Here is a 23,981-nt window from a genome sequence, read left to right on the forward strand (position 1 = left end):
AGGCGACTGCTCCTACGTCTTACCGGTTTATCGCGGCCATGGGCCGCTCCTACAGAGGGTGATGCTTTTGTAGGAGCGGCCCATGGCCGCGATGCTCTTGGCAACTACTTACCCGCGGTAATACCGCTGCGGCACGAAGGGCGTCTTGGCGACCTTGACCGGCACCTGCTTGCCGCGCACCACGGCGAACAGCTGGGTATCCAGGGCGGCGAAGTCGCTGTCGACATACCCCATGGCCACCGGCGCCCCCAGGGTCGGGCCGAAGCCGCCACTGGTCACGCGACCGATGCTGGCGCCATTGGCATCCACCAGCTCCGCGCCCTCGCGCACCGGCACCCGCTCCTGCACCAGCAGGCCGACGCGCTTGCGCGTCACACCCTCACGCTGCTCGGTGAAGATGCGCTCGGCACCAGGGAAACCGCCAGCGCGGCCGTTGCCTTCGCGGCGCACCTTGGACAGCGCCCACCCCAGGTTGGCCATCACCGGCGTGGTGCCGGCATCCATGTCGTGGCCATAGAGGCAGAGGCCCGCTTCCAGGCGCAGGGAATCCCGGGCACCCAGGCCGATGGCTTCGACTTCCGGCTCGGCCAGCAGGCGGCGGGCCAGGGCTTCGGCGGCAGCACTCGGCACCGAGATCTCGTAGCCGTCTTCGCCGGTGTAGCCGCTGCGACTGACGATGCAGGGCTGGTCCAGCAGCTTGACGCGGCGGACCTGCATGAAGGTCATCTCGGCCACTTCCGGCGCCAGTCGCGCCAGCACCGCGGCAGCGGCGGGGCCCTGCAGGGCCAGCAGGGCGCGGTCGAATTGCGGCAGCACCTGGCAGCGGTCGCCCAGGTGCTTTTCCAGGTGGGCGAGATCGGCTTCCTTGCAGGCGGCGTTGACCACCAGGTAGAGGCAGTCACCCAGGTTGGCGACCATGAGGTCGTCGAGGATGCCGCCGTTGTCGTCGGTCAGCAGGGCATAGCGCTGCATGCCGCTGGGCAGGTCGATGATGTCGACCGGTACCAGGGTCTCCAGCGCCTCAGCGGCTTCCTCGCCTTCGAGCAGGACCTGGCCCATGTGCGACACATCGAACAACCCGGCCTGGGCACGGGTGTGCTGGTGCTCCTTGAGCACGCCGAGCGGGTACTGCACCGGCATCTCGTAGCCGGCGAAGGGCACCATGCGGGCGCCGAGTTCCAGGTGCAGGGCGTGCAGCGAAGTCTTGAGCAGGGACATGGTGGGGCTCCGTGTCGGCTTTCTCGCTCTGGTCCTCTGTTCAGCGAGGACGAACGGGGAAGCGGTGATCTGGTTGATCGCGCCCTGCTGTTGGAAGCGGGCGCGACTTGGGTGATTCGGGCTTGCCCTCACTCTAGCCCTCTCCCAGGGGGAGAGGGGCCGGGGGTGAGGGTCAGGCCTCGCCGTAGGCTTCGATCGGCGGGCAGGAGCAGACCAGGTTGCGGTCGCCGTAGACGTTGTCGATGCGCGCCACCGGCGGCCAGTACTTGCCGTCCACCAGGCTCGGCAGCGGGAATACCGCCTGCTCGCGGCTGTAGGGGTGAGTCCACTCGCCCGCCACCTCGCGCGCGGTATGGGGCGCGTTCTTCAGCGGGTTGTCCTGGGGATCCAGGGTACCGGCCTCCAGAGCGCGGATCTCTTCGCGGATGGCGATCATGGCGTCGCAGAAGCGATCCAGTTCCTGCTTGGACTCGCTCTCGGTGGGCTCGATCATCAGGGTGCCGGCCACCGGGAAGGACATGGTCGGGGCATGGAAGCCGAAGTCGATCAGGCGCTTGGCCACGTCGTCCACGGTCACGCCGCTGCTGTCCTTGAGCGGGCGCAGGTCGAGGATGCACTCGTGGGCCACCAGGCCCCCGGTGCCGCTGTAGAGCACCGGATAGTGCTCTTCCAGCCGGCGGGCGATGTAGTTGGCGCTGAGGATGGCGATCTGCGAGGCGCGGGTCAGACCGGCGCTACCCATCATCTTCAGGTACATCCAGGAGATCGGCAGGATGCTGGCGCTGCCATAGGGCGCCGCGCAGACCGCGCCTTCCTTGCGTTCCAGCCGGGCATGGCCGGGCAGGAAGGGCGCCAGGTGCGCCTTGACGCCGATGGGGCCGACACCCGGACCGCCGCCGCCATGGGGAATGCAGAAGGTCTTGTGCAGGTTGAGGTGGGAGACGTCACCGCCGAACTGACCCGGGGCGCAGAGGCCGACCATGGCGTTCATGTTGGCACCATCGATGTAGACCTGGCCACCATGGTCATGGACCACCTGGCAGATCTCACGGATGGCTTCCTCGAACACCCCGTGAGTGGAGGGATAGGTGATCATCAGCGCGGCCAGGCGCTCGCTGTGCTGCTCGGCCTTGGCGCGCAGGTCGTCGAGATCGACGTTGCCGCGCTTGTCGCAGGCCACCACCACCACGCGCATGTCGACCATGCTGGCGGTAGCGGGGTTGGTGCCGTGGGCCGACGCCGGGATCAGGCAGACATCGCGCTCACCCTGGCCGCGGCTCGCGTGATAGGCGCGAATGGCCAGGAGGCCCGCGTACTCGCCCTGAGAGCCGGCGTTGGGCTGCAGGGAGACGGCGTCGTAGCCGGTCGCGGCGCAGAGCATGGCCTCCAGCTCGGTGGTGAGTTGGGCATAGCCCTCGGTCTGGTCGGCCGGGGCGAAGGGGTGGATACCGCCGAACTCGGCCCAGGTGACCGGGATCATCTCGCTGGCGGCGTTGAGCTTCATGGTGCAGGAGCCCAGCGGGATCATGGTGCGATCCAGCGCCAGGTCCTTGTCCGCCAGCTTGCGCAGGTAGCGCATCAGCTCGGTCTCGGATCTATGGCTGGCGAATACCGGATGGGTCAGGAAGGCCGACTGGCGCCGCAACGCCGCGGGCACTTCCACGCCCTGGGCATCGCCCAGCTCGGCGACCTGGGGCGCGGCCTTGCCGTCGGCGAGGATCTCCAGCAGCGCCTGGACGTCGGCCAGGGTGCTGGTCTCGTCGAGGGACACGCCCAGGGCCTCGGCGCTGACCTCGCGCAGGTTGTAGCCACGGGCACGGGCGGCCTCGTGCAGGGCGGCGGTGCGCGCGCCGAACACCAGGGTCAGGGTGTCGAAGGCAGTGTGCTGGGTCTCGTGGCCCAGGCGCTGCAGGCCGGCGGCCAGCAGGCTGGTCAGCCGCTGCACCCGGGTGGCGATGCGGGTCAGGCCTTCGGGACCATGGTAGACCGCGTACATGCTGGCGATGTTGGCCAGCAGCACCTGGGCGGTGCAGATGTTGCTGGTGGCCTTCTCGCGGCGGATGTGCTGCTCGCGGGTCTGCAGCGCCAGGCGATAGGCCGGGTTGCCGTGGCGGTCGATGGAAACGCCGACGACGCGACCGGGCATGTCACGCTTGTACTTGTCCTGGGTGGCGAAGTAGGCCGCATGGGGGCCGCCGAAACCGAGCGGTACGCCAAAGCGCTGGGCGGTGCCGATGGCCACGTCCGCGCCCAGTTCACCGGGCGGGGTGAGCAGGGTCAGGGCCAGCAGGTCGGCGGCCATGGCCACTAGAGCACCGGCCGCCTGAAAGGCCTGGATGCTTTCCCGGTAATCACGGATCTCGCCGGTGGTCATCGGGTATTGGAACAGCGCGCCAAAGAAGCGGCCGTGGTCCTCGATTTCGGTTTCCACGCCCACCACCACCTCGATGCCCAGGGGCTCGGCGCGGGTGCGCAGGACGTCCAGGGTCTGCGGATGGCAGTGCACGGAGGCGAAGAAGGCGCCGGCCTTGTTTTTCGCCAGGCGCTTGCAGAAGGTCATGGCCTCGGCGGCGGCGGTGCCCTCGTCCAGCAGCGAGGCATTGGCCACCGGCATGCCGGTGAGGTCGCCGATCAGCGTCTGGAAGTTGAGCAGGGCTTCCAGGCGACCCTGGGAGATCTCCGGCTGGTAGGGGGTGTAGGCGGTGTACCAGGCCGGGTTTTCCAGCAGGTTGCGCAGGATCGGCGCCGGGGTATGGGTGTTGTAGTAGCCCTGACCGATCATGCTCTTGAGCAGGCGATTCTTGCCGGCGATGGTGCGCAGCTCGGCCAGGGCGTCGGCTTCGGACAGTCCGGCGGGCAGGTCCAGCACGCTAGTGCCCTTGATGCTCTCGGGGATCACCTGGGCGGTCATGGCGTCCAGGGATTCGTAGCCGAGCAGGTTCAGCATGGCGATCTCGTCCAGCTCGCGCGGACCGATGTGGCGCGGGACGAATTCGTCGGCGGTGCTGAGGGTGTCGTGCAGCGACATGGCGGTCTTACCCCTTGATCAGTTGCTGATAGGCGGCTTCGTCGAGCAGCGCGGCGAAGGCTTCGGCATTGGCGGGCTGGAAGCGAAAGAACCAGCCGGCGTTCAGCGGATCGCTGTTGATTGTCTCGGGCGCATCGTCGAGCGCCTCGTTGACGGCCAGGACCTCGCCGTCCAGCGGCATGGTGATGTTGCTGGCGGCCTTGACCGACTCCAGCACCGCCACCTCATCGCCCTGGGCGTAGCTGCGCAGCTCCGGCAGTTGCACGAAGACCAGGTCGCCGAGCGAGTCCTGAGCATAGTCGGTGATGCCAACGGTGATGCTGCCATCGGCTTCCTGACGCAGCCATTCGTGTTCTTCGGTATAGCGCAGACCCATTGCCAGACTCCTGCGGACCTTTGTCCTGTTGGATAGATGGGTCTGCTAGTGCAAGGGCGATGCCAGGAACAAAATTCAGTATTTTCAGGGACTTAGCAGGTCAGATAACGGCGTTCTGTAACGAAATCGTTACGATTGACAGATTAGCCGCCTGCAGCCGTATCGATTTTCGAACATCGTATCGAAATCATTACAATGTTAGCTGGGCTCTTGGATCTGACAGCCAGGCTGAACGCGTTGCAGGCTGCTGTCCCTTATCCATACAGGATAGACAAGGCCAGCGTGAACGCCCTTGCCGACCCATTCCCTTAGGCAGTAGCCAGTCTTCAAAGCACGCCGTTGCCTGGTGTGCGCCGCGGCTTCCTGACCGTACTTCAACACGTCCAGACGTACGGCGAAGCCCTAGATCTGCTCCATCAGGGTGATCGTACTGATGCACAACTGCCCCTGGTGTCGAGTGAAGGCTCACGCCCCCGCTCGGTGGGCTGGCCACGTTCCGCCATGAAATCCGCCGTGACACCCTCCCCTCGAACCAGAAATCCCAGGATTCCCCGACCGGAGCGATGATCCTCGCGCGGCCAACGGCGACCACATCGACACGCTTCACGTCTTCGGGCAGGGCAACCGCCTTGGGCAGTCTCACCGCCTAACTGCGATTGCTCTGAAACACGGCACCTTGATCCAAGCTCGGCCTCCCGGAACGTATCGGCTGTATATCCCATATTGAGAGCAAGGCCAGATCTGTCAATCGGCATGCTCTCGGCAGCGGGCGACGCAGCTGGCAGAGCGCTCTGCTCGCGGATGCCACCTAGCGAAGCTTGGGCAAGAACGCTGGAGGCGGGAACATCAGCGGAGCCGGATGCCAGATTCAGACAGGAGCACCCAAGGCGAACTTCCGTCCCGCTCTGTCGGACCAAGAAAGCACAACAAGACCTCTGCCAAGCGGCTTTGCCCTCCCCCACCCTTGCCTGGAGTCTTTGTCATGGCTGTGAAAACCGTTGCCGATCTGCTCGTCGCCACCCTCGAAGCGGCTGGTGTGGACACCATCTGGGGCCTGCCGGGCGATTCGCTCAACGGCCTCACCGAAAGCCTGCGCAAGCGCGATCGCATCCGCTGGCGCGGCGTGCGGCACGAAGAAGCCGCCGCCTTCGCCGCCAGTGCCGCGGCCGACACCAGCGGGCGTCTGGCGGTCTGCGCCGGCTCCTGCGGTCCGGGCAATCTGCACCTGATCAACGGCCTGTTCGACGCCCAGCGCAGCGGCGCACCGGTCCTGGCCATCGCCGCCCAGATTCCCTCCAGCGAGATCGGTCTGGGCTATTTCCAGGAGACCCACCCGGAGCGGCTGTTCCGCGACTGCAGCGACTTCTGCGAGGTGGTGTCCCATCCCGAGCAGCTGCCGCGCATCCTCGAGACCGCCATGCGCTCGGCCATTCTCAATCGCTCGGTGTCGGTGGTGGTGATTCCCGGCGACGTGGCCCTGGCCGAGGCGCCGCTCAAGGAAGCCCAGTGGAGCGAGCCGGTGCGTCCGGTGGTGGTCCCGCCGGAAGCCGAGCTGGATGCCCTGGCCGAGTTGCTGGCTGGCGAGAAGCGCATCACCCTGCTCTGCGGCGCCGGTTGCGCCGGTGCCCATGCCCAGGTGGTCGCCCTGGCCGAGCGGCTGCAGGCGCCGGTGGTCCATGCGCTACGCGGCAAGGCCCATATCGAGTATTCCAATCCCTATGGCGTGGGCATGACCGGACTGATCGGCTTTTCCTCCGGCTATCACGCGCTCAAGGAATGCGACCTGCTCTTGATGCTGGGTAGCAACTTCCCTTATCGCAACTTCTTCCCGGAGCACGGCCGGGTGGTCCAGATCGACGTGCGGGGCGCCCACCTGGGCGTGCGTACCCCGCTGCTCAAGGGGTTGGTGGGTGATGTCCGCGCCACCCTCGACGCCCTGCTGCCGCGCCTTGCGCCCAACAGCCACAGCCGCTTCCTGGAAAAGGCCCAGCAGCACTACCGCAAGACCCGCGCCGAGCTGGACGAACTGGCTACCGCTACCGCCGATGGCGAGCCGTTGCATCCGCAGTACCTCACCACCCGGGTCAGTGAGCTGGCCGCGGCGGATGCCCTCTTCACCTGCGATGTCGGCACCCCCACGGTGTGGGCGGCGCGCTACCTGGCGATGAATTTCGAACGCAAGCTGGCTGGCTCCTTCAGCCACGGCTCCATGGCCAACGCCCTGCCCCAGGCCATGGGCCTGCAGGCGGCCTATCCCGATCGCCAGGTGGTGGCGCTGGCCGGCGATGGCGGGCTGTCCATGCTGCTCGGCGAACTGGCGACCCTGGCCAGCGAAAAGCTGCCGGTCAAGGTCATCGTCTACGACAACGCCACCCTGGGCTTCGTCGCCATGGAGATGAAGGCCGCCGGCATGCTCGACGAGACCACGGATCTGGGTGAGGTCGATTTCGCCCGGGTCGCCGAGGCCTGCGGCGTGCGCGGCTGGAAGGTGGAATCGGCCAGTCTGCTCGACGCCACCCTGGAGGAGGCCTTCGCCCACCCCGGCCCGGCGCTGGTGGACGTGCGCATCGCCAAGCAGGAGCTGTCGCTGCCACCGAAGATCGAGGCCGCCCAGGCCAAGGGCTTCAGCCTCTACATGCTGCGCGCGGTGATGAGTGGTCGCGGTAGCGAGGTGGTGGACCTGGCCAAGACCAACGTCCTGCGCTGAGAGCCTATTTAAAGGCTGCTGCGCGTCGGCCAAACTGCGTTGAAAATGGCTTCGGAATGCTCATTTACCACTCGTAAACTCCGCTTCCTCAGCCATTTTCGCCTTGCTTGTCTCTAGCTCGCGAGCCTTTAAACAGGCTCTAGAACTTTAACGCCGCGGGATGCCGTAACGGCGCAGGCGCATGGCGATGGCCGAGTGGGACGTCTGCAGGCGCGCGGCCAGCTGGCGGCTGGACGGATACTGCGGATAGAGCCGCTCCAGCAGCGCCGCCTCGTAGCCCTGGACAGCGGCTTCCAGGGTGCTGACTTCGGTTTCGACCTGCCCCGCCACCGCCGTGCCGGCCAGGTCGAGGTCGTCGACATCGATCTGGCCGCTCTCGCTGATGGCGGCAGCGCGAAAGAGGATGTTCTGCAATTGCCGGACGTTGCCCGGCCAGGCGTTGCCCAGCAGCACGCCATAGGTGGCCGGCGCCAGGCGACACGGCGGTCGACCGATCTGGGCGCAGGCCTGCTGCAGGAAGTGCCGCGCCAGCAGCAGGATGTCCTGGCCGCGCTCGCGCAGGGCCGGCACCTGCAGGCTGAGTACATTGAGGCGATAGAAGAGGTCTTCGCGAAAGGTGCCGGTCGCGACCATGGCCTGCAGGTCACGATGGGTGGCGGCGAGAATGCGCACATTGACCTTGGTTTCCTGGGCCCCGCCAACGCGGCGAAAGCTGCCATCCGAGAGAAATCTCAGCAACTTGGCCTGCAGATAGGGCGACATCTCGCCGACCTCGTCGAGAAACACCGTGCCCTGGTCGGCCAGCTCCAGCAGGCCCGGCTTGCCGCCGCGCTGGGCGCCGGTGAAGGCCCCTGGGGCATAGCCGAACAGTTCGCTCTCGGCCAGGCTCTCCGGCAGAGCAGCGCAATTCAGCGCCAGAAAGGGCGCCTCGCGGCGGGCACTGGCGGCGTGGCAGGCGCGCGCCACCAGCTCCTTGCCGGTACCGGTTTCGCCCAAAATCAGCAACGGCGCCTCCAGGGCCGCCAGGCGCTGGGCCCGGGCCTTGAGGGTGCGGATGGCGGCGCAGTCGCCGAGCAGCGAATCGAAGCCCTCGGGGGTGTCGTGGCGCAGCGCCGAGAGGCGGCCACCGATGCGACTGGGGGCATAGAGGGTCAGCAGCCCGCCGGCCAGTCCGCCCACGGGTTCGCCGATGGGGGTGGCGTCCAGCAACAGCGCCTGGCCGCGCAGCACCACCTCGCGCAGGGGCAGGCGAAAGCCCTGGTCCAGCAGTTCACTGGGCAATTCGCTATCGTTGAAGAGTTCGGCCAGGGTATTGCCGGCGCCCTCACCGGCCAAGGCGGCAAAGGCCGGATTGGCCAGCAGGATGCGCCCTTCGCCGTCCACCGCCAGCACCGGATCGGCCATGGCGGCAAGCAGGGCATCGAGCTGTAGGGAACGCCGCTGGCCGGGCAGGATGTCCACCACCCGCACCGCCTCGACCCCTACCACGGTGAGCAGGGCGGCGCGCAACTCCTCCAGCACCGCCGCGCTCAGGGTCGGCGCATCGATGTAGACGTTGGGCGGCACCATCTCCACGGCGTCCAGGTTGAGATTGCGCGCCCCAAGCAGCGCCAGGACTTCCTGGGTGATGCCGACACGATCGATGAACGACACATGGATACGCATGGAAACCCTGGGGTCTGAAAGCGAAAGGGCTAATGCTACCCAAATGCTCGGGGTAGAATCACTTCTCATTTACCCAGGCGGGACCGCCATGACCAACAAAGACCCTCTTCTGCTCGATCAGCAGCTGTGCTTCGCGCTGTACTCCACCTCGCTGGCCATGACCAAGGTGTACAAGCCGCTGCTCGAGGAGGTGGGCCTGACCTACCCGCAGTACCTGATGATGCTGGTGCTCTGGGAAAACGACCGCCTGCCGCTCAAGGAGCTGGCACGGCGGCTGCACCAGGATTCCGGCGCCCTGACCCCGGTGCTCAAGCGCCTGGAAGCCGAGGGCTACGTGACCCGACAGCGCAATGCCGAGGACGAGCGCAACCTGTCCATCGAGCTCACCGAGGCTGGCCGGGCCCTGCGCGAGCGGGCCCGGGAGATCAACGGCACCATCAGCGGCTATTGCGCACTGGGCGATGCGCAAATGAATGCCTTGCGGGAAAACCTGATGACCCTGCGTGCCAAACTGGAGCGCTGATCCCGCCCCACCGCCGCTGGTCGGCTGCCCCTGAAAATATATTTGCGCGATAACAAGTATCGCGATAACTTAAATCCGTACCTGGGCAATCCTTGCGATCCAAGCCCGATCAAACAGTTATCGCGATACCTAAAAAGGAGCACGCCATGAACATCCTCTACACCGCTTCCGCCACCAGCACCGGCGGCCGTGACGGTCGTTCCATCAGCAGCGACAAGGCCCTGGACGTGCAGCTGTCCACGCCCAAGGAGCTGGGCGGTGCCGGGGGTGCCGGCACCAATCCCGAGCAACTCTTCGCCGCCGGTTACTCGGCTTGCTTCATCGGCGCGCTCAAGTTCGTCGGTGCCAAGGAAAAGATCGCCGTGCCGGCGGACGTCAGCGTGACCGCCCAGGTCGGCATCGGCCCCATCCCCACCGGCTTCGCCCTGGACGTCGAGCTCGTCATCAGCCTGCCGGGCCTGGAGCGCGCCGTGGCCGAAGACCTGGTCGAGAAGGCCCACCAGGTCTGCCCCTACTCCAACGCCACCCGCGGCAATGTGGACGTGCGCCTGACCCTGGCCTGAGTCCGGGAGTTGGATAGCGGGCGCGCATCCCCAGGGATGCGCGCCCTTTTTCATGGCTGTCCGCCCAACGCCGAGAAGCGCTCCGCCAGCCAGCCATGCAGCTGCCGCACGGCTGGCGAAAATTGCCGGCGGTGCGGGCAGAACAGCTGCAGCGGCAACGGCTCGCCGGGCTGCTCGGGCAGCAGCCGTACCAGCCGACCGGTTTGGAGATCGTCGCGCATGTCCAGCCAGGACTTGTAGACGATGCCCTCCCCCGTCACCGCCCAGCGCCGCACCACCTCGGCATCGTCACTCTGCAAGGGTCCGCCGACGGCCACCTGGCGCAGGCCACCGTCGGCCTGTGGAAAGCTCCACTTGTCATGGGTGCGCCCATGCAGCTGGTAGAGCAAGCAGGCGTGCCTGCCCAGGTCATCCAGGCTGCGCGGCGTACCCTGACGGGCCAGATAGGCCGGCGCCGCCGCCAGCAGCCGGCGGTTGTCCGGGGCGAGCGGCAGGGCCACCAGGCTGTCGTCCTGGCTGCGCCCGTAGCGCAGGGCGATATCCACGGGATCGCGGTAGACGTCCGCCTGCTGGTCCGACACAAACAGCCGTAGCGTCAGCCCCGGATGCCGCTGACGGAATTCGGTCAGCCACGGCAGCAGCAGATTGCGCCCCAGGTCGGACGGCGCCGCCACCTGCAACACCCCGCGCAGCTCGGGGCTCTCACCCTGCAGCCGTTCGCGCCCTTCGCGCAGGGTCTCCAGCACCTCCCGGGCATAAGGCAGGTAGGCCTCGCCTTCGGCGGTCAGTCTCAGGCTGCGCGTCGAGCGGGCGAACAGGCGGATACCCAGCTCCCGCTCCAGCCGGCCGATGGCGGCGCTTACCTGGCCTGGCAACAGGTCGGCCTCGCGGGCGGCGCGGGAAAAGCTACCCAGGGCGGCGGAACGGACGAAGAGGCCGAGATCGTCGAAGCGGATCATTTTCACTCCTGCAGTGAAGGTGCTATCCGATTCTGCCGCTTTTTCCGGTCGAGCATGAAGACGACCATGGGCCCATGTCTTCTTATCGTACAAAGGAATCCGTCCATGAAAGCCATCATCCATGGTGACGTCACCCTCCCCGCCAGCGATCCCCGCGCCCTGCAGGACGCCGTACTCACCGATCCCACGCCCGAGGCCCATGACCTCCTGGTGGAAGTCCGCGCCGTGTCGGTCAATCCGGTCGACACCAAGGTGCGTCAGGGCCTGGTACAGCGTGACTCTAAGGTGCTGGGCTGGGACGTCTCCGGTGTGGTGCGGGCCGTGGGTAGCGCCGTCAGCCGCTTCGCCGTGGGTGACGAGGTCTACTACGCCGGCGAGCTGTTCCGCCCTGGCTGCAACAGCGAGCTGCACCTGGTCGACGAACACTTGGCCGGGCACAAGCCCAGGAGTCTGGACCATGCCCAGGCCGCGGCCCTGCCGCTGACCGCCATCACCGCCTGGGAACTACTGTTCGACCGTCTCGGTGCGACCGAAGGCGGCGGCGCCGGCCAGCAGCTGCTGGTGATGGGCGCGGCGGGCGGCGTCGGTTCCGTGCTGGTGCAGCTGGCCCGCCAGCTCACCGAACTGACCGTGATCGGTACCGCCTCGCGCCAGGAAACCCAGGACTGGGTGCGCCAGCTGGGTGCCCATCACGTCATCGACCATCACCAGCCCCTGCGGCCCCAGCTCGAAGCCCTGGGTCTGGACGGCGTGACCCTGGTGGCCAGCCTCACCCACACCGATGAGCACTTCACCCAGTTGGTGGATGTCCTGCGGCCCCAGGGCCGTCTCGGCGTGATCGACGATCCGGCGCAACTGGACGTGGTGCCGATGAAGGCCAAGTCGCTGTCGCTGCACTGGGAACTGATGTTCACCCGTTCGCTGTTCCAGACCCCGGACAAGGTGCGTCAGCACGAGATCCTCGAACGCGTCGCCGGGCTGATCGACCAGGGCATCCTCAAGACCACCCTGGGTGAACACCTCGGCCGTATCGACGCCGCCAACCTGCGCCGCGCCCATGCCCTGCTGGAGAGTCACCAGGCGCGTGGCAAGCTCGTGCTGGAGGGTTTCTGATGCCTCGCTGCAGTGCCCTGACCCTCGCCGTCGCCCTGGCCGTGGCTAGCCTCACCGCCCAGGCCGCTCCGCTGCCCCAGGAGCGCACCCTGGGCCAGCTGGAGCCGGTGTTCGCCTTCCAGGACGCCATGCCCACCGGGGCCACCGTCAGCGAGACCGGGCGGATCTTCGTCAACTATCCGCGCTGGGGCGATGCGGTGCCCTTCACCGTGGCCGAACTCAAGGACGGCAAGGCGGTACCCTATCCGGACGCCGCGTTGAACGTGGAAACGCCTGGTCAGCCGGGCAAGGGTTTCATCAGCGTGCAGAGCGTGGTGGCCGATGGGCGCGGGCACCTCTGGGTGTTGGATACCGCCGCACCGGGCTTTGCCGCGCCCAAGGCCGGCGGCGTCAAGCTGGTGGCCATCGATCTCAAAACCAACAAGGTCGCCAGGACGCTGGTCTTCCCCGCGGCGGTGCTCGAACCCAACAGCTACGTCAACGACGTGCGCTTCGACTTTCGCGTCGGTCGCGCCGGGGTGGCCTATGTCACCGACTCGGCGCCGCCGGGCGGACTGATCATCCTCGACCTCGCCACCGGCCAGGCCCAGCGCCGCCTGACCGGCGCGCCCCAGGCCAACGTCGATCCCAGCTTCGTCCCGGTAGTGGAAGGCGAACCGCTGCTGATGCAGCGCCCCGATGGCAGCAAGGTCCGACCGGCCATCGCCAGCGACGGCATCGCCCTGTCGCCGGACGGCGGCACCCTCTACTTCAGCCCGCTGTCCAGTCGTCATCTCTATGCCGTACCCACCGCCCTGTTGCGTGATGCCAAGGCGAGCGAGGCCCAGGTCCGCGCCGGGGTGCAGGATCTCGGCGAAAAGGGCGCGTCCGACGGACTCGAAGCCGATGCCCAGGGCCGCGTCTATGCCGGCGACTACGAGCACAACGCCGTACGCCAGCGCCAGGCCGACGGCAGCTGGAAGACCCTGGTCCACGATCCGCGTGTGCTCTGGCCTGACACCTTCAGCATCGGTCCGGACGGCTATCTCTATTTCACCGCCAATCAGCTCCATCGCCAGGCCCAGTTCCACGGTGGCCAGGACCTGCGCCAGAAACCCTACAGCCTGTTCCGCGTCAAGATCGACGCCCAGCCGGCCCCTACCCACTGATCCGATCAGGAGTTATCCATGCAGCTGTCCCAGATCGCCCGTACCCGCTACACCACCAAGGCCTTCGACGGCTCCCGCAGCATCCCGGCCGAACAGATCGAAGAACTGCTGGAGCTGCTGCGCCAGGCGCCCTCCTCGGTCAATTCCCAGCCGTGGCACTTCGTGGTCGCCGCCAGCGCCGAGGCCAAGGCGCGCGTCGCCCGTGGCATGCAGAGCCCCTACAACGAGCCCAAGGTGCTGCCGGCCTCCCACGTCATCGTGCTCTGCACTCGCCTGGAGATGACCGAAGGCCATCTGGCCCAGGTGCTGGAGCAGGAAGCCCAGGACGGCCGCTTCGCCAAACCCGAGGCGCGCACCACCCAGGACGGCACCCGCCGCCACTTCGTCGACCTGCATCGCCATGAGCGCCAGGATGTGCAGCACTGGATGGAGAAGCAGACCTACCTGGCGCTGGGCACCCTGCTGCTGGGCGCCGCCGCGCTGGGTATCGATGCCACTCCCATGGAGGGCTTCGACGCCAACAGCCTGGACCAGGAACTGGGTCTGCGCGAACAGGGTTATACCGCCCTGGTGGTGGTCGGCCTGGGCTATCGCGGCGAAAGCGACTTCAACGCCGCCCTGCCCAAGTCCCGCCTGCCCCGCGAACGGGTCTTCACCTTCCTGTAGAACGCCCACGTGGATAACGCTACGCACGCGTAGGTTGGGCTGAGCGCAGCGAAGCCCAACAAAGGCAGCAGCGTTGCCCTTCCTCGACAGGAAAAAGCCGACCGCTAGCAAGGGTCGGCTTTTTCGTTTGGGCCTGTTGGGCTTCGACGGTGAAGCCGTCTCAACCCAACCTACGGCTCATCGACGTGGATAACGCTGCGCACACGTAGGTTGGGTTGAGCGCAGCGAAGCCCAACAAAGGCGGCAGCGTTGCCCTTCCTTGGACAAGAAAAAGCCGACCGCTAGCAAGGGTCGGCTTTTTCGTTTGGGCCTGTTGGGCTTCGACGATGAAGCCGTCTCAACCCAACCTACGGCTCATCGACGTGGATAACGCTGCGCACACGTAGGTTGGGCTGAGCGCAGCGAAGCCCAACAGACCCAATCCCCGATCAACCGCCCTTCAGATCCGCCAGGATCGAGAAGGCGCGCAACCGGTCCGCCTGCTCGTAGACGTCGCAGGTAAAGATCAGCTCGTCGGCGTCGGTCTTCTCCAGCAGCAGCTCCAGGCGCTCGCGGACCTTGTCCGGTCCACCGATCACCGCCATGCCGAGAAAGCTCGACACCGATTCCTTCTCATGGGGCAACCACACCCCTTCCATGCTGCGCACCGGCGGCTGCAGGCGCAGGCTGTCGCCGCGGAACAGCGCCAGGATGCGCTGGTAGACGGTGGTGGCCAGGTAATTGGCCTCGTCGTCGCTGTCGGCCGCCACCAGGGGTACCCCGAGCATCACATAGGGACGATCGAGCACCGCGGACGGCTTGAAGTTCTCGCGATAGAGGCGGATCGCCTCATGCACATAGCGCGGCGCGAAGTGCGAGGCGAAGGCATAGGGCAAACCCTTGGCCGCCGCCAGCTGGGCACTGAACAAGCTCGAACCCAGGAGCCAGATCGGCACCTCGGTGCCCACGCCTGGCATGGCGATCACGCCCTGCCCCGGCTGCTGCGGCCCGAAATAGTGCTGCAGCTCTTCCACATCCCGCGGGAAGTCGTCGGAACTGCCCAGGCGGTCACGGCGCAGGGCATAGGCGGTGCGCTGATCCGAGCCCGGCGCGCGGCCCAGGCCGAGTTCAATGCGGCCCGGATACAGCGAGGCCAGGGTGCCGAACTGCTCGGCCACCACCAGCGGCGCGTGGTTGGGCAGCATGATGCCGCCCGAGCCCAGCCGCAGGGTGCTGGTGCCGGCGGCCAGATAGCCCAGCAACACGCTGGTCGCGGAACTGGCGATACCGTCCATGTTGTGGTGCTCCGCTACCCAGTAGCGGGAAAAGTCGAGCTGCTCGACATGGCGCGCCAGGGTCAGGGCATTGTGCAGCGCCTGGGTCGCATCGCCGTCGTCACGGATGGGGACCAGGTCGAGGACCGACAGGGCGGTCTTAGAGAGACGGGTCATCAGGATTCTCCTCGGCGGCCTGATCGTAGGCCGCCCTGTGGCGCTGAATGAGAGGCTGCTTCGCGGAGGCCCAGGCGGCCAGGGCACCCACCGGTACCATCAGGCTCTGGCCCAATTCGGTGAGGGCGTATTCCACCTGGGGCGGCTTGGTCGGGGTCACCGTGCGGGACACCAGGCCATCGCGCTCCAGTTGACGCAGGGTCACGCTGAGCATGCGCTGGGAAATGCCCTCGACCCGCCGGCGCAATTCGTTGAAGCGCAGCGGACCGGGTTCCAAGGTGAAGAGCGTGAGCAAGGACCAGGCATCGCCGATGCGGTCCAGCACATCCCTGATCGGACAGGCATGGGCATGCAGGCGGCGACGGCTGGAGATACGACTGACCACGGCGTCCATGGCGATCCTCGAAGCAGAACTGGTTCCCAGCCTACGCCTTTCGGGCGGTTATTAAAAGTAACCACCTGTCAGGACTGGCACTACCGTTCCAGCCAGGGCACAATCCAAGAGGTGGTGACCGTTTTTATTGATTGAACGTTCAATAAAAAATAGTTACCCTCCGAGGCTCCTTCCGCTCTGTTCAGGAGATGCCTCGTGCCCAAGGTCGGGATGCAGCCCATCCGCCGTTCGCAGCTCATTGCCGCGACCCTCGAAGCCGTCGACGAAGTCGGCATGGGCGACGCCAGTATCGCCTTCATCGCCCGCAAGGCCGGCGTCTCCAACGGCATTATCAGCCACTATTTCCAGGACAAGAACGGCCTGCTCGAAGCCACCATGCGGCATCTGATGAATGCCCTGCGCCAGGCCGTGCGCGAACGCCGCGCCGCCCTGCCCGGTGACGACCCGGCCGCCAACCTGCGCGCCATCATCCAGGGCAACTTCGACGATACCCAGGTCAGCGGCCCGGCCATGAAGACCTGGCTGGCCTTCTGGGCCACCAGCATGCACCAGCCCAATCTGCGCCGCCTGCAACGCATCAACGACCTGCGCCTCTATTCCAACCTCTGCTGGCAATTCCGGCGCCTCCTGCCCCATGAGCAGGCCCGCGCCTCGGCGCGCGGCCTGGCCGCCATCATCGATGGCCTCTGGCTGCGCGGCGCCCTCTCCGGCGACGCCTTCAACACCCAGCAGGCCCTGCAGATCGCCTACGACTACCTGGACCTGCAACTGGCCAAGGCCTGACCGCTCCCTGACCGCTGCAACCCCGGCCGGTCCGCTCCGGCCGGGGCTTCCCTCCCGCTTTCCCTTATCCATCCCTCTCTGATCGAACCGCTCTGGGCCGCCCATCAGCCCGTCTCGGCACGCCTATGAATTTTTCATTGATTGAACGTTCAATAAAAATTAAGTAGACTGGATTCATCGCTGGCGCAAAGAGCTCCTTCTTTCGCGCCCCCTGTGTTCCTTGCGGGTGCCACGACGCCCGCCCAGCCTGGGAGAACGTCCATGGCCCGTTTCGCCGAACAGCAGCTCTACATCGGTGGCCGTTATGTCGCCGCTACCGGTGGCGCCACCTTCGAAACCCTGAATCCCGCCACCGGCGAGGTGCTTGCCGTGGTGCAGAGCGCCAGCCGCGCCGACGTGGACAAGGCGGTGGCCGCTGCCGCCGAAGGTCAGAAGGTCTGGGCTGCCATGACCGCCATGCAGCGCTCGCGCATCCTGCGCAAGGCCGTGGACATCCTCCGCGAGCGCAACGATGAGCTGGCGCTGCTGGAAACCCTGGACACCGGCAAGGCCCTGTCCGAGACCCAGGCCGTGGACATCGTCACCGGCGCCGACGTGCTCGAGTACTACGCCGGCCTTGTTCCGGCCCTGGAAGGCGAGCAGATCCCGCTGCGCGAGACCTCCTTCGTCTATACCCGCCGCGAGCCGCTGGGCGTGGTCGCCGGCATCGGCGCCTGGAACTACCCGATCCAGATCGCCCTGTGGAAATCCGCCCCGGCCCTGGCCGCCGGCAATGCCATGATCTTCAAGCCCAGCGAAGTCACCCCGCTGACCGCGCTGAAGCTGGCCGAGATCTACACCGAGGCCGGCCTGCCCGATGGCGTGTTCAACGTGGTCAATGGCGTCGGCCCGGAAGTCGGCGTGGCCCTGACCGAGCATCCCGGCATCGAGAAGATCTCCTTTACCGGCGGCGTCGCCACCGGCAAGAAGGTCATGGCCAGCGCCGCCGGCTCGACCCTCAAGGAAGTCACCATGGAGCTGGGCGGCAAGTCGCCGCTGATCGTCTGCGACGATGCCGATCTGGAGCGCGCCGCCGACATCGCCGTGATGGCCAACTTCTTCAGCTCCGGCCAGGTCTGCACCAACGGCACCCGTGTCTTCGTGCCCCAGGCGCTCAAGGCCGACTTCGAAGCCAAGGTGGTGGAGCGGGTCAAGCGCATCAAGCTGGGCGATCCCCTGGCCGCCGAGACCAACTTCGGGCCGCTGGTCAGCACCCCGCACATGGAAAAGGTGCTGGGCTACATCGCCCAGGGCCAGGCCGAAGGCGCCCGCCTGCTCACCGGTGGCGAACGCGTCACCCAGGGCGAACTGGCCAAGGGCAACTTCGTCGCCCCCACCGTCTTCACCGATTGCCGTGACGACATGGCCATCGCCCGCGAAGAGATCTTCGGCCCGGTCATGAGCATCCTGGCCTATGCCGACGAGGACGAGGTGGTGCGCCGCGCCAACGACACCGAGTACGGCCTGGCGGCCGGCGTGGTCACCCGTGACCTGGCCCGTGCCCACCGCATGATCCATCGCCTGGAAGCCGGCATCTGCTGGATCAACACCTGGGGCGAATCCCCCGCCGAGATGCCGGTGGGTGGCTACAAGCACTCCGGCGTCGGTCGCGAAAACGGCCTCACCACCCTCGGCCACTACACCCGCATCAAGTCGGTGCAGGTCGAGCTGGGCGATTACGCCTCGATCTTCTAAGCCGCTTCCGTAGCGCTTTTCTCCCCTCTCCGCTGGAGAGGGCCCGGGGCTGGGGCCCGACCCCACCCGCCGTCAGGAGGAGACTTTTTCATGGCACACGAATTCGATTACATCGTCATAGGCGCCGGCTCGGCCGGCAACGTCCTGGCCACCCGGCTGACCGAAGACCAGGACGTCACCGTCCTGCTGCTGGAAGCCGGCGGCCCCGACTACCGCCTGGACTTCCGTACCCAGATGCCGGCCGCCCTCGCCTACCCGCTGCAGGGCAAGCAGTACAACTGGGCCTATCAGACCGAGCCCGAGCCGCACATGGACAACCGCCGGATGGAATGCGGTCGGGGCAAGGGCCTGGGCGGCTCCTCGCTGATCAACGGCATGTGCTACATCCGCGGCAACGCCCTGGACTATGACAACTGGGCGCAACTCGATGGCCTGGACGACTGGACCTACCTCGACTGCCTGCCCTACTTCCGCAAGGCCGAGAAGCGCGACGCCGGGGCCAACGACTGGCACGGCGGCGACGGCCCGGTCTCGGTGACCACCGCCAAGCCGAATACCAATCCCTTGTTCGAAGCCATGGTCGAAGCCGGTGTCCAGGCGGGTTATCCGCGCACCGAAGACCTCAACGGCTACCAGCAGGAAGGCTTCGGTCCGATGGACCGCTTCGTCACCCCGAACGGCCGTCGCTCCAGCACCGCGCGCGGCTATCTGGACCAGGCCAAGGGTCGCCCGAACCTGACCATCGTCACCCACGCCACCACCGATCGCATCCTCTTCGAGGGCAAGCGCGCCAACGGCGTCGCCTACATGAAGGGCGATTCCCTGGAAGCCATCACCGTGCGCGCCCGTCGTGAAGTCCTGCTCTGCGCCGGCGCCATCGCCTCGCCGCAGATCCTGCAGCGCTCCGGCGTCGGCCCTGCGCCGCTGCTGCGTCGCTTCGACATCCCGGTCGTCCATGACCTGCCCGGCGTCGGCCAGAATCTGCAGGACCACCTGGAGATGTACCTGCAGTACGAGTGCAAGCAGCCGGTCTCGCTGTACCCGGCATTGAAGTGGTACAACCAGCCGCAGATCGGCCTGGAATGGATGCTCAAGGGCACCGGCCTCGGCGCCAGCAACCACTTCGAGGCGGGCGGTTTCATCCGCTCCAGCGAGGAATTCGACTGGCCCAACATCCAGTACCACTTCCTGCCGATCGCCATCAATTACAACGGCACCAACGCCATCGAAGCCCATGGCTTCCAGGCCCACGTCGGCTCCATGCGCTCGCCCAGCCGCGGCCGCATCGAACTGACCTCGCGCGATCCGCGCCAGCATCCGAGCATCCTGTTCAACTACATGAGCACCGAGCAGGACTGGCGCGAATTCCGCGACGGCATTCGCCTGACCCGCGAAATCATGCAGCAGCCGGCGCTGGATCCCTATCGTGGCGAAGAGATCAACCCGGGCCGCGATTGCGTGACCGATGCCCAGCTGGACGCCTTCGTGCGCTCCCACGCCGAGACCGCCTACCACCCGTCCTGCTCCAACAAGATGGGTACCGACGACATGGCGGTGGTCGACGGCGCCGGTCGCGTGCACGGCCTGGAAGGCCTGCGCGTGGTGGACGCCTCCATCATGCCGATCATCGCGACGGGCAACCTCAATGCCCCGACCATCATGATCGCCGAGAAGATCGCCGACAAAATCCGCGGACGCGCCCCACTGCCGCGCAGCAATGCCGCCTACTACGTCGCCAACGGCGCCCCGGTACGGGGTACTCCCATGCGTGACGTCAACGGCCAGCGCGCCGCCGAGCCCGTCCCGCAGCGTCGTGACCAACCGGCCGCCTGATCCCAGGCAGCGGAACGCAAGAAGGGCGCCCTCGGGCGCCCTTCTTGTATATGCCTTTCCAGGTGACGACGGGCAGTCCGCTCTTCCCCCTCTCCCTCGGGGAGAGGGCCAGGGTGAGGGCAGCCTGCCTAGCCGCTCATTTCACAGACAATCCTTCACCGCCGTCAGAATGGTCCGCGGCCGCAGCGGATTGTTGGCCATCTGCTCACGCAGCTGGATGCGCGTACCGCGCGACGCCGACCCGATGTCGATGATGGCCGCCGTGGCGCCCGGCACCTTGCTATCCACCAGCACGCGCTGCCCACTGCTGCCCTGCGGCTGGACCAGCACGTGCCGACCATCCTTCTCCAGGCCGGCCACCAGACAGGTGCGATAGTCCTCAGCACTCTTGCCCGTGCGCAGCTCCATGGGCGGATTACGTTCAAGATTCGCCTGGCTGGTGCAACCGGCCAGGGCAGCGGCCAGGACGGCCAGGGTTTTGGTTCTCATCAGCGGCTCCTCGCAAGCTCTTTGCGTCATTTTAGCCGCAGCTGGCTTACGTCAGCCTTAACCGTCGCACATCCTTGGTTTACAAGGGCTTTCCCATGGCTATAATGGCGTCCCCTTGCCGGTATAGCTCAGCTGGTAGAGCAACTGACTTGTAATCAGTAGGTCCCGGGTTCGACTCCTGGTGCCGGCACCATCTTCTTCAAGGTCTTGGACAAGCCACCTCTGCCGTGGCTGCCCCCGTCCAGGACCTCTCCCCAATCCATTCAGCCGCATCCGATCTTCGCTGGTGAAGATCGGATAGAGGCTTTGTAACCGTCATTCCCAGACCCTAGCCTCGGTAAACCGGCGGAGAGGTCTACCGCACGCCTCTCCGCCGGAATGTCCGTGGCTAGCGTCCCAGCCTGGCGCCGTAGGTCCGTGAGAGCGCGGCCAGCGAATAGTTCGCGCGCATGAAGGCCTGGGCGTTCGTCGCGCGCCGCTGGGCCTCCGGGCGATCTTCGTAGAGTCGGCGCAGCTGGATCGCTGCCGCCGCTATGGAAGGACTGCCCCAGACGGCACCCGCCACCAGGGTCGGCATCTCGCCCTCCTCGACCCGTACCTCCTCGACCGCGACCAGGAAACTGGTGGCGTCGGTACAGAAATCCCGGGGTCCCGAATAGTCGGACACGACGGTGGGCTTGCCCAGCAACATGGCATGGGCGATGCCGTAGCCGAAGCCTTCCGACTTGTGCAGCGAGACGAAGGCATCGCAGCTGTCCAGCAGGCCCCAGTAGTGGCTGGCGGAAAGGTCATGGTCGAGGATGCTGATGCGCTCGTCACCGCCGATGGCCTCCAGCACCCGGTCCCAGTAGCCGCCCTTGTTGCACCAGTGCTCGAAGTCGACGTTCCTGATCTTGAGCACCAGCTTCACGCCCTCCTCAGAGGGGAAGGCGGCCTTGAAGGCCTGCACCACGGAGAGCGGATTCTTTCTGGGTATCGAGCTGTGGAAGTCACCGATCGAGAGAAAGACGAAGTCCTCTTCGGCCAGGCCGATGGCTTTTCGCTCGAACGGCTCGAAGGCTACCGGTACGGCAATCCCCTTGCCGACGTTGATGATGGGCGTGGTGGTGACACGGGCATAGATGTCCTGCAGATACTCCGTAGGGACCCAGATCTCATCCATCAGGTCCAGGCCCAGGCCATGGCTGAGCGGCGGACTGGAGGTCTCCCAGAGGAAGAAGCCGATCTTGTGGGCCTTTTCCAGCAGATCCGCCGGCAAGCGCGAGCACTCGTAGGGAATCCGATCAGCATTGACGTGAAAGATGATCACCGGCCGCTCGACCTCGGTAGCCTCGCGGCACTGCTCTCCGCCCAGCTCGAGTTCGTCCTTGTCGACGGAGACGATGGCCGGTCTGATGCCGAGTCCCTTCAGCGCCTCGACGGTCATACGCAGATTGGCCCCCAGTCCGGTCTGGGAGGTATGGCCGATGACGAAGACCTTGTTTTCCAGGGGGCAGGTGCCTTCGATCAGGGCCCGCAACCGCTCGGACAGCTGCCCCTGGTCCTGTGCGCCCTCACCTGGTTGCAGGATCTGCAACTGTGGATAGCGCCGGTACAACACGTCCGCCAGCCACTGCCTGGCCACCTCGGAGCTGGGCTCGTAGCCCAGCAAGGCCTTGGCCATGACCCATTCGGCCCGACCCAGGCCATCACCGACATCGCCCCGCCAGTAATCGAGCCAGGCGCCAGGCAGCAGATCGACGTGAAAGCCGGAGGCGCAGCAGAAAAAGACCTTGTTGAAGGTGAATTCCACATAGCGGGCGGCCGAGACCTCGCGAACACCGGCATCGCGCAGCTCCTCGTCCAGGGCGATCCGCCAATACCAGTTGATGTCGAAGGGCAACCGGGAGGAATCCGGATGACGCGCCTGCAACGGTCGGATCAGGCGCTCACCGCACAGCCTAAGGAAGGCCGCGGATCCGGCATTGGGTGAAGAGATCAGGCGATACAGGAGGTGCAGGTACTGGGGCCGGGAGAACAGGCTGTCCTTGTCCGCCTCATGCTTCTTCCAGAACAGGAACACCAGCCTGGAGACGAACTGCTCGGTCACTTCGTCGCTGAAGGCGCAGCCCTGGAGATAGTCGATCAGTCCGGCGGACACCGGAAACACCGTGCTGGCCTGCCACTGCTCGCGGAATTCATTGACATACCAGCTCACCAGTTCGGTGCGGCCCCTGAGTGATTGCAGATTTGCCGCCTGGCCAAAGCGCTCGTAATGGACGTGCTCCATGTACTTGGAAATGTAGGCATGGCTGCCGTCGTCCATCCGACTCAGGATCGAATCCTGCTTGAGCACGGCAGCCGCGTTGGACCGAATCAGGGCATCCCACAGGGGCGTGTGGTAGATGGTTGCCTTTTTCAGCAAGGCCTCGTAGGGCGTGATGGTTGTTTTGAGAAAAGGCAGGGAACAGCCATTCGCCACGATCTGCGGCAATTTCGACGGGCTCGCGCCAGCCAACTGGGGAATTTGAAAGACCAGGCTGTACGGTGCCCCGGCCGTTTCCATATGGCGGATCTCGCCGCCGAATTCCAGGCTCAGGGAAACGGCCAGGTAGGGATTGCGAGTATCCACCGCCCAGCCGATCACGGCATTGTCTTCCGCAAGGGTGAAGCAACCCAGGACCGGCGCCGTCGTCCAGTCCTGGAGCAGCAGCGTCAGCTGCTGCGAATCGCCCAGGTTGGTCGTGCGCGTCAGGCAGAACAGCAGGCGTTCCCAGTTGGTCGTCAGGCCATCGGCGGCCAGCGCCAGGCTGACCAGCGCCTGGGGCAGGCGACCGATATCCAGCTTGCGACCGAGAAATTCTTCGGCGTAGAGAATGGAAAGGACCCACTCGAAAACGCTCTTTTCCAGCAGGAAGGCGATGGCGGTCCGGGCTTCCTCGGCATTGGGCAGGCGCCCCAGCAGCTGCGTGTAGCAGTTGCGGATCAGGGTCACCTTGCGCAACTCCTCAGGCAGGATGTCGCTGCCGGACAGCTCGTAAAGTCCCGTGTCCTGCATGCAGGTCAGGGCATCTTCCAGGTTGGCGATGACCGGGCTGTTGGTCAGCTCGTACTGGCTGTCCCTGACCACTACCCTGATGGGCTCGAAGGATTTCAGACTGGGCAAGTCGAGGATGAAGCCCTGGCAGCCATCGCTGCCGAGGATGGTCTTCAGATCGGCTCTGAAGCGGTTCGCTACCGCGGACGCGATGATCTTGCCGGACTGGATCGCCACGACCTTGACCCGCTCCAGGGGGGCGCCCTTGTCGTAGGCCCAGCCCTCTATGCGCTTGGTGGCGCTGGTGTCGACGCACCCGATGAACGTGGTTTCCAT

Annotated in this window: 18 protein-coding genes, 1 tRNA gene and 2 pseudogenes; 10 read left to right on the forward strand and 11 right to left on the reverse strand. The window is 65.9% G+C overall.

Annotation, left to right across the window (positions count from 1 at the left end):
* Window positions 1–108 precede the first annotated feature (108 nt).
* The 5 genes and pseudogenes from gcvT to vapB all read right to left on the reverse strand — a co-directional run bounded on the left by gcvT (window position 109) and on the right by vapB (window position 5,265).
* Window positions 109–1,218 (reverse strand): glycine cleavage system aminomethyltransferase GcvT, encoded by a 1,110-nt coding sequence (gcvT, locus tag FEZ61_RS18375; protein WP_173149865.1) that lies wholly within the window; start codon window positions 1,216–1,218, stop codon window positions 109–111.
* Between the two features lie 172 nt (window positions 1,219–1,390).
* Window positions 1,391–4,246 (reverse strand): aminomethyl-transferring glycine dehydrogenase, encoded by a 2,856-nt coding sequence (gene gcvP / locus FEZ61_RS18380; RefSeq protein WP_173149867.1) that lies wholly within the window; start codon window positions 4,244–4,246, stop codon window positions 1,391–1,393.
* Between the two features lie 7 nt (window positions 4,247–4,253).
* Window positions 4,254–4,622, reverse strand: coding sequence for a glycine cleavage system protein GcvH (gene gcvH, locus FEZ61_RS18385; RefSeq protein ID WP_173149869.1), 369 nt, complete (start codon window positions 4,620–4,622; stop codon window positions 4,254–4,256).
* 330 nt (window positions 4,623–4,952) lie between these two features.
* Window positions 4,953–5,087 (reverse strand): annotated as a pseudogene (locus tag FEZ61_RS24710) (VapC toxin family PIN domain ribonuclease); the annotation flags it as partial.
* Window positions 5,039–5,265: pseudogene (vapB, locus tag FEZ61_RS18390) on the reverse strand (type II toxin-antitoxin system VapB family antitoxin). The pseudogenes FEZ61_RS24710 and vapB, both read right to left, overlap by 49 nt.
* A 339-nt stretch (window positions 5,266–5,604) precedes the next feature.
* On the opposite strand from vapB, the gene poxB reads away from it, so the two are divergent.
* Window positions 5,605–7,329, forward strand: a complete 1,725-nt coding sequence (gene poxB / locus FEZ61_RS18395; protein ID WP_173149871.1) for a ubiquinone-dependent pyruvate dehydrogenase — start codon at window positions 5,605–5,607, stop codon at window positions 7,327–7,329.
* Window positions 7,330–7,476: 147 nt separating this feature from the next.
* Here poxB and FEZ61_RS18400 read toward each other — a convergent pair whose 3' ends face one another.
* On the reverse strand, window positions 7,477–8,994 hold the full coding sequence (locus FEZ61_RS18400) for a sigma-54-dependent transcriptional regulator (protein ID WP_017641703.1): 1,518 nt from the start codon (window positions 8,992–8,994) through the stop codon (window positions 7,477–7,479).
* 88 nt (window positions 8,995–9,082) lie between these two features.
* Here FEZ61_RS18400 and FEZ61_RS18405 point away from each other — a divergent pair, with 88 nt between their 5' ends.
* Both FEZ61_RS18405 and FEZ61_RS18410 read left to right on the forward strand, forming a co-directional pair.
* Window positions 9,083–9,517 (forward strand): MarR family transcriptional regulator, encoded by a 435-nt coding sequence (locus FEZ61_RS18405; RefSeq protein WP_064309166.1) that lies wholly within the window; start codon window positions 9,083–9,085, stop codon window positions 9,515–9,517.
* Window positions 9,518–9,663: 146 nt separating this feature from the next.
* Window positions 9,664–10,080 (forward strand): organic hydroperoxide resistance protein, encoded by a 417-nt coding sequence (locus FEZ61_RS18410; protein ID WP_064309165.1) that lies wholly within the window; start codon window positions 9,664–9,666, stop codon window positions 10,078–10,080.
* A gap of 50 nt (window positions 10,081–10,130) precedes the next feature.
* On the opposite strand, the gene FEZ61_RS18415 is transcribed toward FEZ61_RS18410, so the two are convergent.
* Window positions 10,131–11,039, reverse strand: coding sequence for a LysR family transcriptional regulator (locus FEZ61_RS18415; RefSeq protein ID WP_017641700.1), 909 nt, complete (start codon window positions 11,037–11,039; stop codon window positions 10,131–10,133).
* 105 nt (window positions 11,040–11,144) lie between these two features.
* Here FEZ61_RS18415 and FEZ61_RS18420 point away from each other — a divergent pair, with 105 nt between their 5' ends.
* From FEZ61_RS18420 to nfsB, 3 genes are read left to right on the forward strand one after another with little or no spacing between them, the layout of a single operon-like run.
* Window positions 11,145–12,152: a zinc-binding alcohol dehydrogenase family protein gene (locus FEZ61_RS18420; RefSeq protein ID WP_173149873.1), complete on the forward strand. Its 1,008-nt coding sequence runs from the start codon at window positions 11,145–11,147 to the stop codon at window positions 12,150–12,152.
* Window positions 12,152–13,300, forward strand: coding sequence for an L-dopachrome tautomerase-related protein (locus tag FEZ61_RS18425; protein ID WP_173149875.1), 1,149 nt, complete (start codon window positions 12,152–12,154; stop codon window positions 13,298–13,300). Before FEZ61_RS18420 ends, FEZ61_RS18425 begins: the two co-directional genes overlap by 1 nt.
* 18 nt (window positions 13,301–13,318) lie before the next feature.
* Window positions 13,319–13,966 carry an oxygen-insensitive NAD(P)H nitroreductase gene (gene nfsB, locus FEZ61_RS18430; RefSeq protein WP_064309162.1) on the forward strand — a complete coding sequence of 216 codons (648 nt, stop codon included), beginning with the start codon at window positions 13,319–13,321 and terminating at the stop codon, window positions 13,964–13,966.
* Between the two features lie 428 nt (window positions 13,967–14,394).
* Here the strand turns inward: nfsB and FEZ61_RS18435 are convergent, their stop codons facing one another.
* Both FEZ61_RS18435 and FEZ61_RS18440 read right to left on the reverse strand, forming a co-directional pair.
* On the reverse strand, window positions 14,395–15,396 hold the full coding sequence (locus tag FEZ61_RS18435) for an LLM class flavin-dependent oxidoreductase (RefSeq protein WP_017641696.1): 1,002 nt from the start codon (window positions 15,394–15,396) through the stop codon (window positions 14,395–14,397).
* Window positions 15,380–15,790 (reverse strand): helix-turn-helix domain-containing protein, encoded by a 411-nt coding sequence (locus tag FEZ61_RS18440; RefSeq protein WP_173149877.1) that lies wholly within the window; start codon window positions 15,788–15,790, stop codon window positions 15,380–15,382. The genes FEZ61_RS18435 and FEZ61_RS18440 overlap by 17 nt, the downstream gene beginning before the upstream one ends.
* Before the next feature lie 195 nt (window positions 15,791–15,985).
* Here FEZ61_RS18440 and betI point away from each other — a divergent pair, with 195 nt between their 5' ends.
* From betI to betA, 3 genes are all read left to right on the forward strand, one after another.
* Window positions 15,986–16,573 (forward strand): transcriptional regulator BetI, encoded by a 588-nt coding sequence (gene betI / locus FEZ61_RS18445; protein WP_017641694.1) that lies wholly within the window; start codon window positions 15,986–15,988, stop codon window positions 16,571–16,573.
* Between the two features lie 261 nt (window positions 16,574–16,834).
* Window positions 16,835–18,307, forward strand: a complete 1,473-nt coding sequence (gene betB, locus FEZ61_RS18450; protein ID WP_064309161.1) for a betaine-aldehyde dehydrogenase — start codon at window positions 16,835–16,837, stop codon at window positions 18,305–18,307.
* 90 nt (window positions 18,308–18,397) lie between these two features.
* Window positions 18,398–20,140: a choline dehydrogenase gene (gene betA, locus FEZ61_RS18455; RefSeq protein WP_173149879.1), complete on the forward strand. Its 1,743-nt coding sequence runs from the start codon at window positions 18,398–18,400 to the stop codon at window positions 20,138–20,140.
* A gap of 141 nt (window positions 20,141–20,281) precedes the next feature.
* On the opposite strand, the gene FEZ61_RS18460 is transcribed toward betA, so the two are convergent.
* Window positions 20,282–20,629 (reverse strand): hypothetical protein, encoded by a 348-nt coding sequence (locus FEZ61_RS18460; RefSeq protein ID WP_017641691.1) that lies wholly within the window; start codon window positions 20,627–20,629, stop codon window positions 20,282–20,284.
* Between the two features lie 117 nt (window positions 20,630–20,746).
* Here FEZ61_RS18460 and FEZ61_RS18465 point away from each other — a divergent pair.
* Window positions 20,747–20,822 (forward strand) — tRNA-Thr (locus tag FEZ61_RS18465).
* 195 nt (window positions 20,823–21,017) lie between these two features.
* Here the strand turns inward: FEZ61_RS18465 and FEZ61_RS18470 are convergent.
* Window positions 21,018–23,981: a glycosyltransferase family 4 protein gene (locus FEZ61_RS18470; RefSeq protein ID WP_173149881.1), complete on the reverse strand. Its 2,964-nt coding sequence runs from the start codon at window positions 23,979–23,981 to the stop codon at window positions 21,018–21,020.

It is taken from the genome of Pseudomonas sp. MS15a(2019) (assembly GCF_013277805.1).
Classification (GTDB): domain Bacteria; phylum Pseudomonadota; class Gammaproteobacteria; order Pseudomonadales; family Pseudomonadaceae; genus Chryseomonas; species Chryseomonas benzopyrenica.

Excerpts from the sequence above, each read along its gene's own strand:
- gcvT (WP_173149865.1), bottom strand. The coding sequence starts at position 1,218 with ATGTCCCTGCTCAAGACTTCGCTGCACGCCCTGCACCTGGAACTCGGC.
- gcvP (WP_173149867.1), bottom strand. The coding sequence starts at position 4,246 with ATGTCGCTGCACGACACCCTCAGCACCGCCGACGAATTCGTCCCGCGC.
- gcvH (WP_173149869.1), bottom strand. The coding sequence starts at position 4,622 with ATGGGTCTGCGCTATACCGAAGAACACGAATGGCTGCGTCAGGAAGCC.
- poxB (WP_173149871.1), top strand. The coding sequence starts at position 5,605 with ATGGCTGTGAAAACCGTTGCCGATCTGCTCGTCGCCACCCTCGAAGCG.
- FEZ61_RS18400 (WP_017641703.1), bottom strand. The coding sequence starts at position 8,994 with ATGCGTATCCATGTGTCGTTCATCGATCGTGTCGGCATCACCCAGGAA.
- FEZ61_RS18405 (WP_064309166.1), top strand. The coding sequence starts at position 9,083 with ATGACCAACAAAGACCCTCTTCTGCTCGATCAGCAGCTGTGCTTCGCG.
- FEZ61_RS18410 (WP_064309165.1), top strand. The coding sequence starts at position 9,664 with ATGAACATCCTCTACACCGCTTCCGCCACCAGCACCGGCGGCCGTGAC.
- FEZ61_RS18415 (WP_017641700.1), bottom strand. The coding sequence starts at position 11,039 with ATGATCCGCTTCGACGATCTCGGCCTCTTCGTCCGTTCCGCCGCCCTG.
- FEZ61_RS18420 (WP_173149873.1), top strand. The coding sequence starts at position 11,145 with ATGAAAGCCATCATCCATGGTGACGTCACCCTCCCCGCCAGCGATCCC.
- FEZ61_RS18425 (WP_173149875.1), top strand. The coding sequence starts at position 12,152 with ATGCCTCGCTGCAGTGCCCTGACCCTCGCCGTCGCCCTGGCCGTGGCT.
- nfsB (WP_064309162.1), top strand. The coding sequence starts at position 13,319 with ATGCAGCTGTCCCAGATCGCCCGTACCCGCTACACCACCAAGGCCTTC.
- FEZ61_RS18435 (WP_017641696.1), bottom strand. The coding sequence starts at position 15,396 with ATGACCCGTCTCTCTAAGACCGCCCTGTCGGTCCTCGACCTGGTCCCC.
- FEZ61_RS18440 (WP_173149877.1), bottom strand. The coding sequence starts at position 15,790 with ATGGACGCCGTGGTCAGTCGTATCTCCAGCCGTCGCCGCCTGCATGCC.
- betB (WP_064309161.1), top strand. The coding sequence starts at position 16,835 with ATGGCCCGTTTCGCCGAACAGCAGCTCTACATCGGTGGCCGTTATGTC.
- betA (WP_173149879.1), top strand. The coding sequence starts at position 18,398 with ATGGCACACGAATTCGATTACATCGTCATAGGCGCCGGCTCGGCCGGC.
- FEZ61_RS18460 (WP_017641691.1), bottom strand. The coding sequence starts at position 20,629 with ATGAGAACCAAAACCCTGGCCGTCCTGGCCGCTGCCCTGGCCGGTTGC.
- FEZ61_RS18470 (WP_173149881.1), bottom strand. The coding sequence starts at position 23,981 with ATGGAAACCACGTTCATCGGGTGCGTCGACACCAGCGCCACCAAGCGC.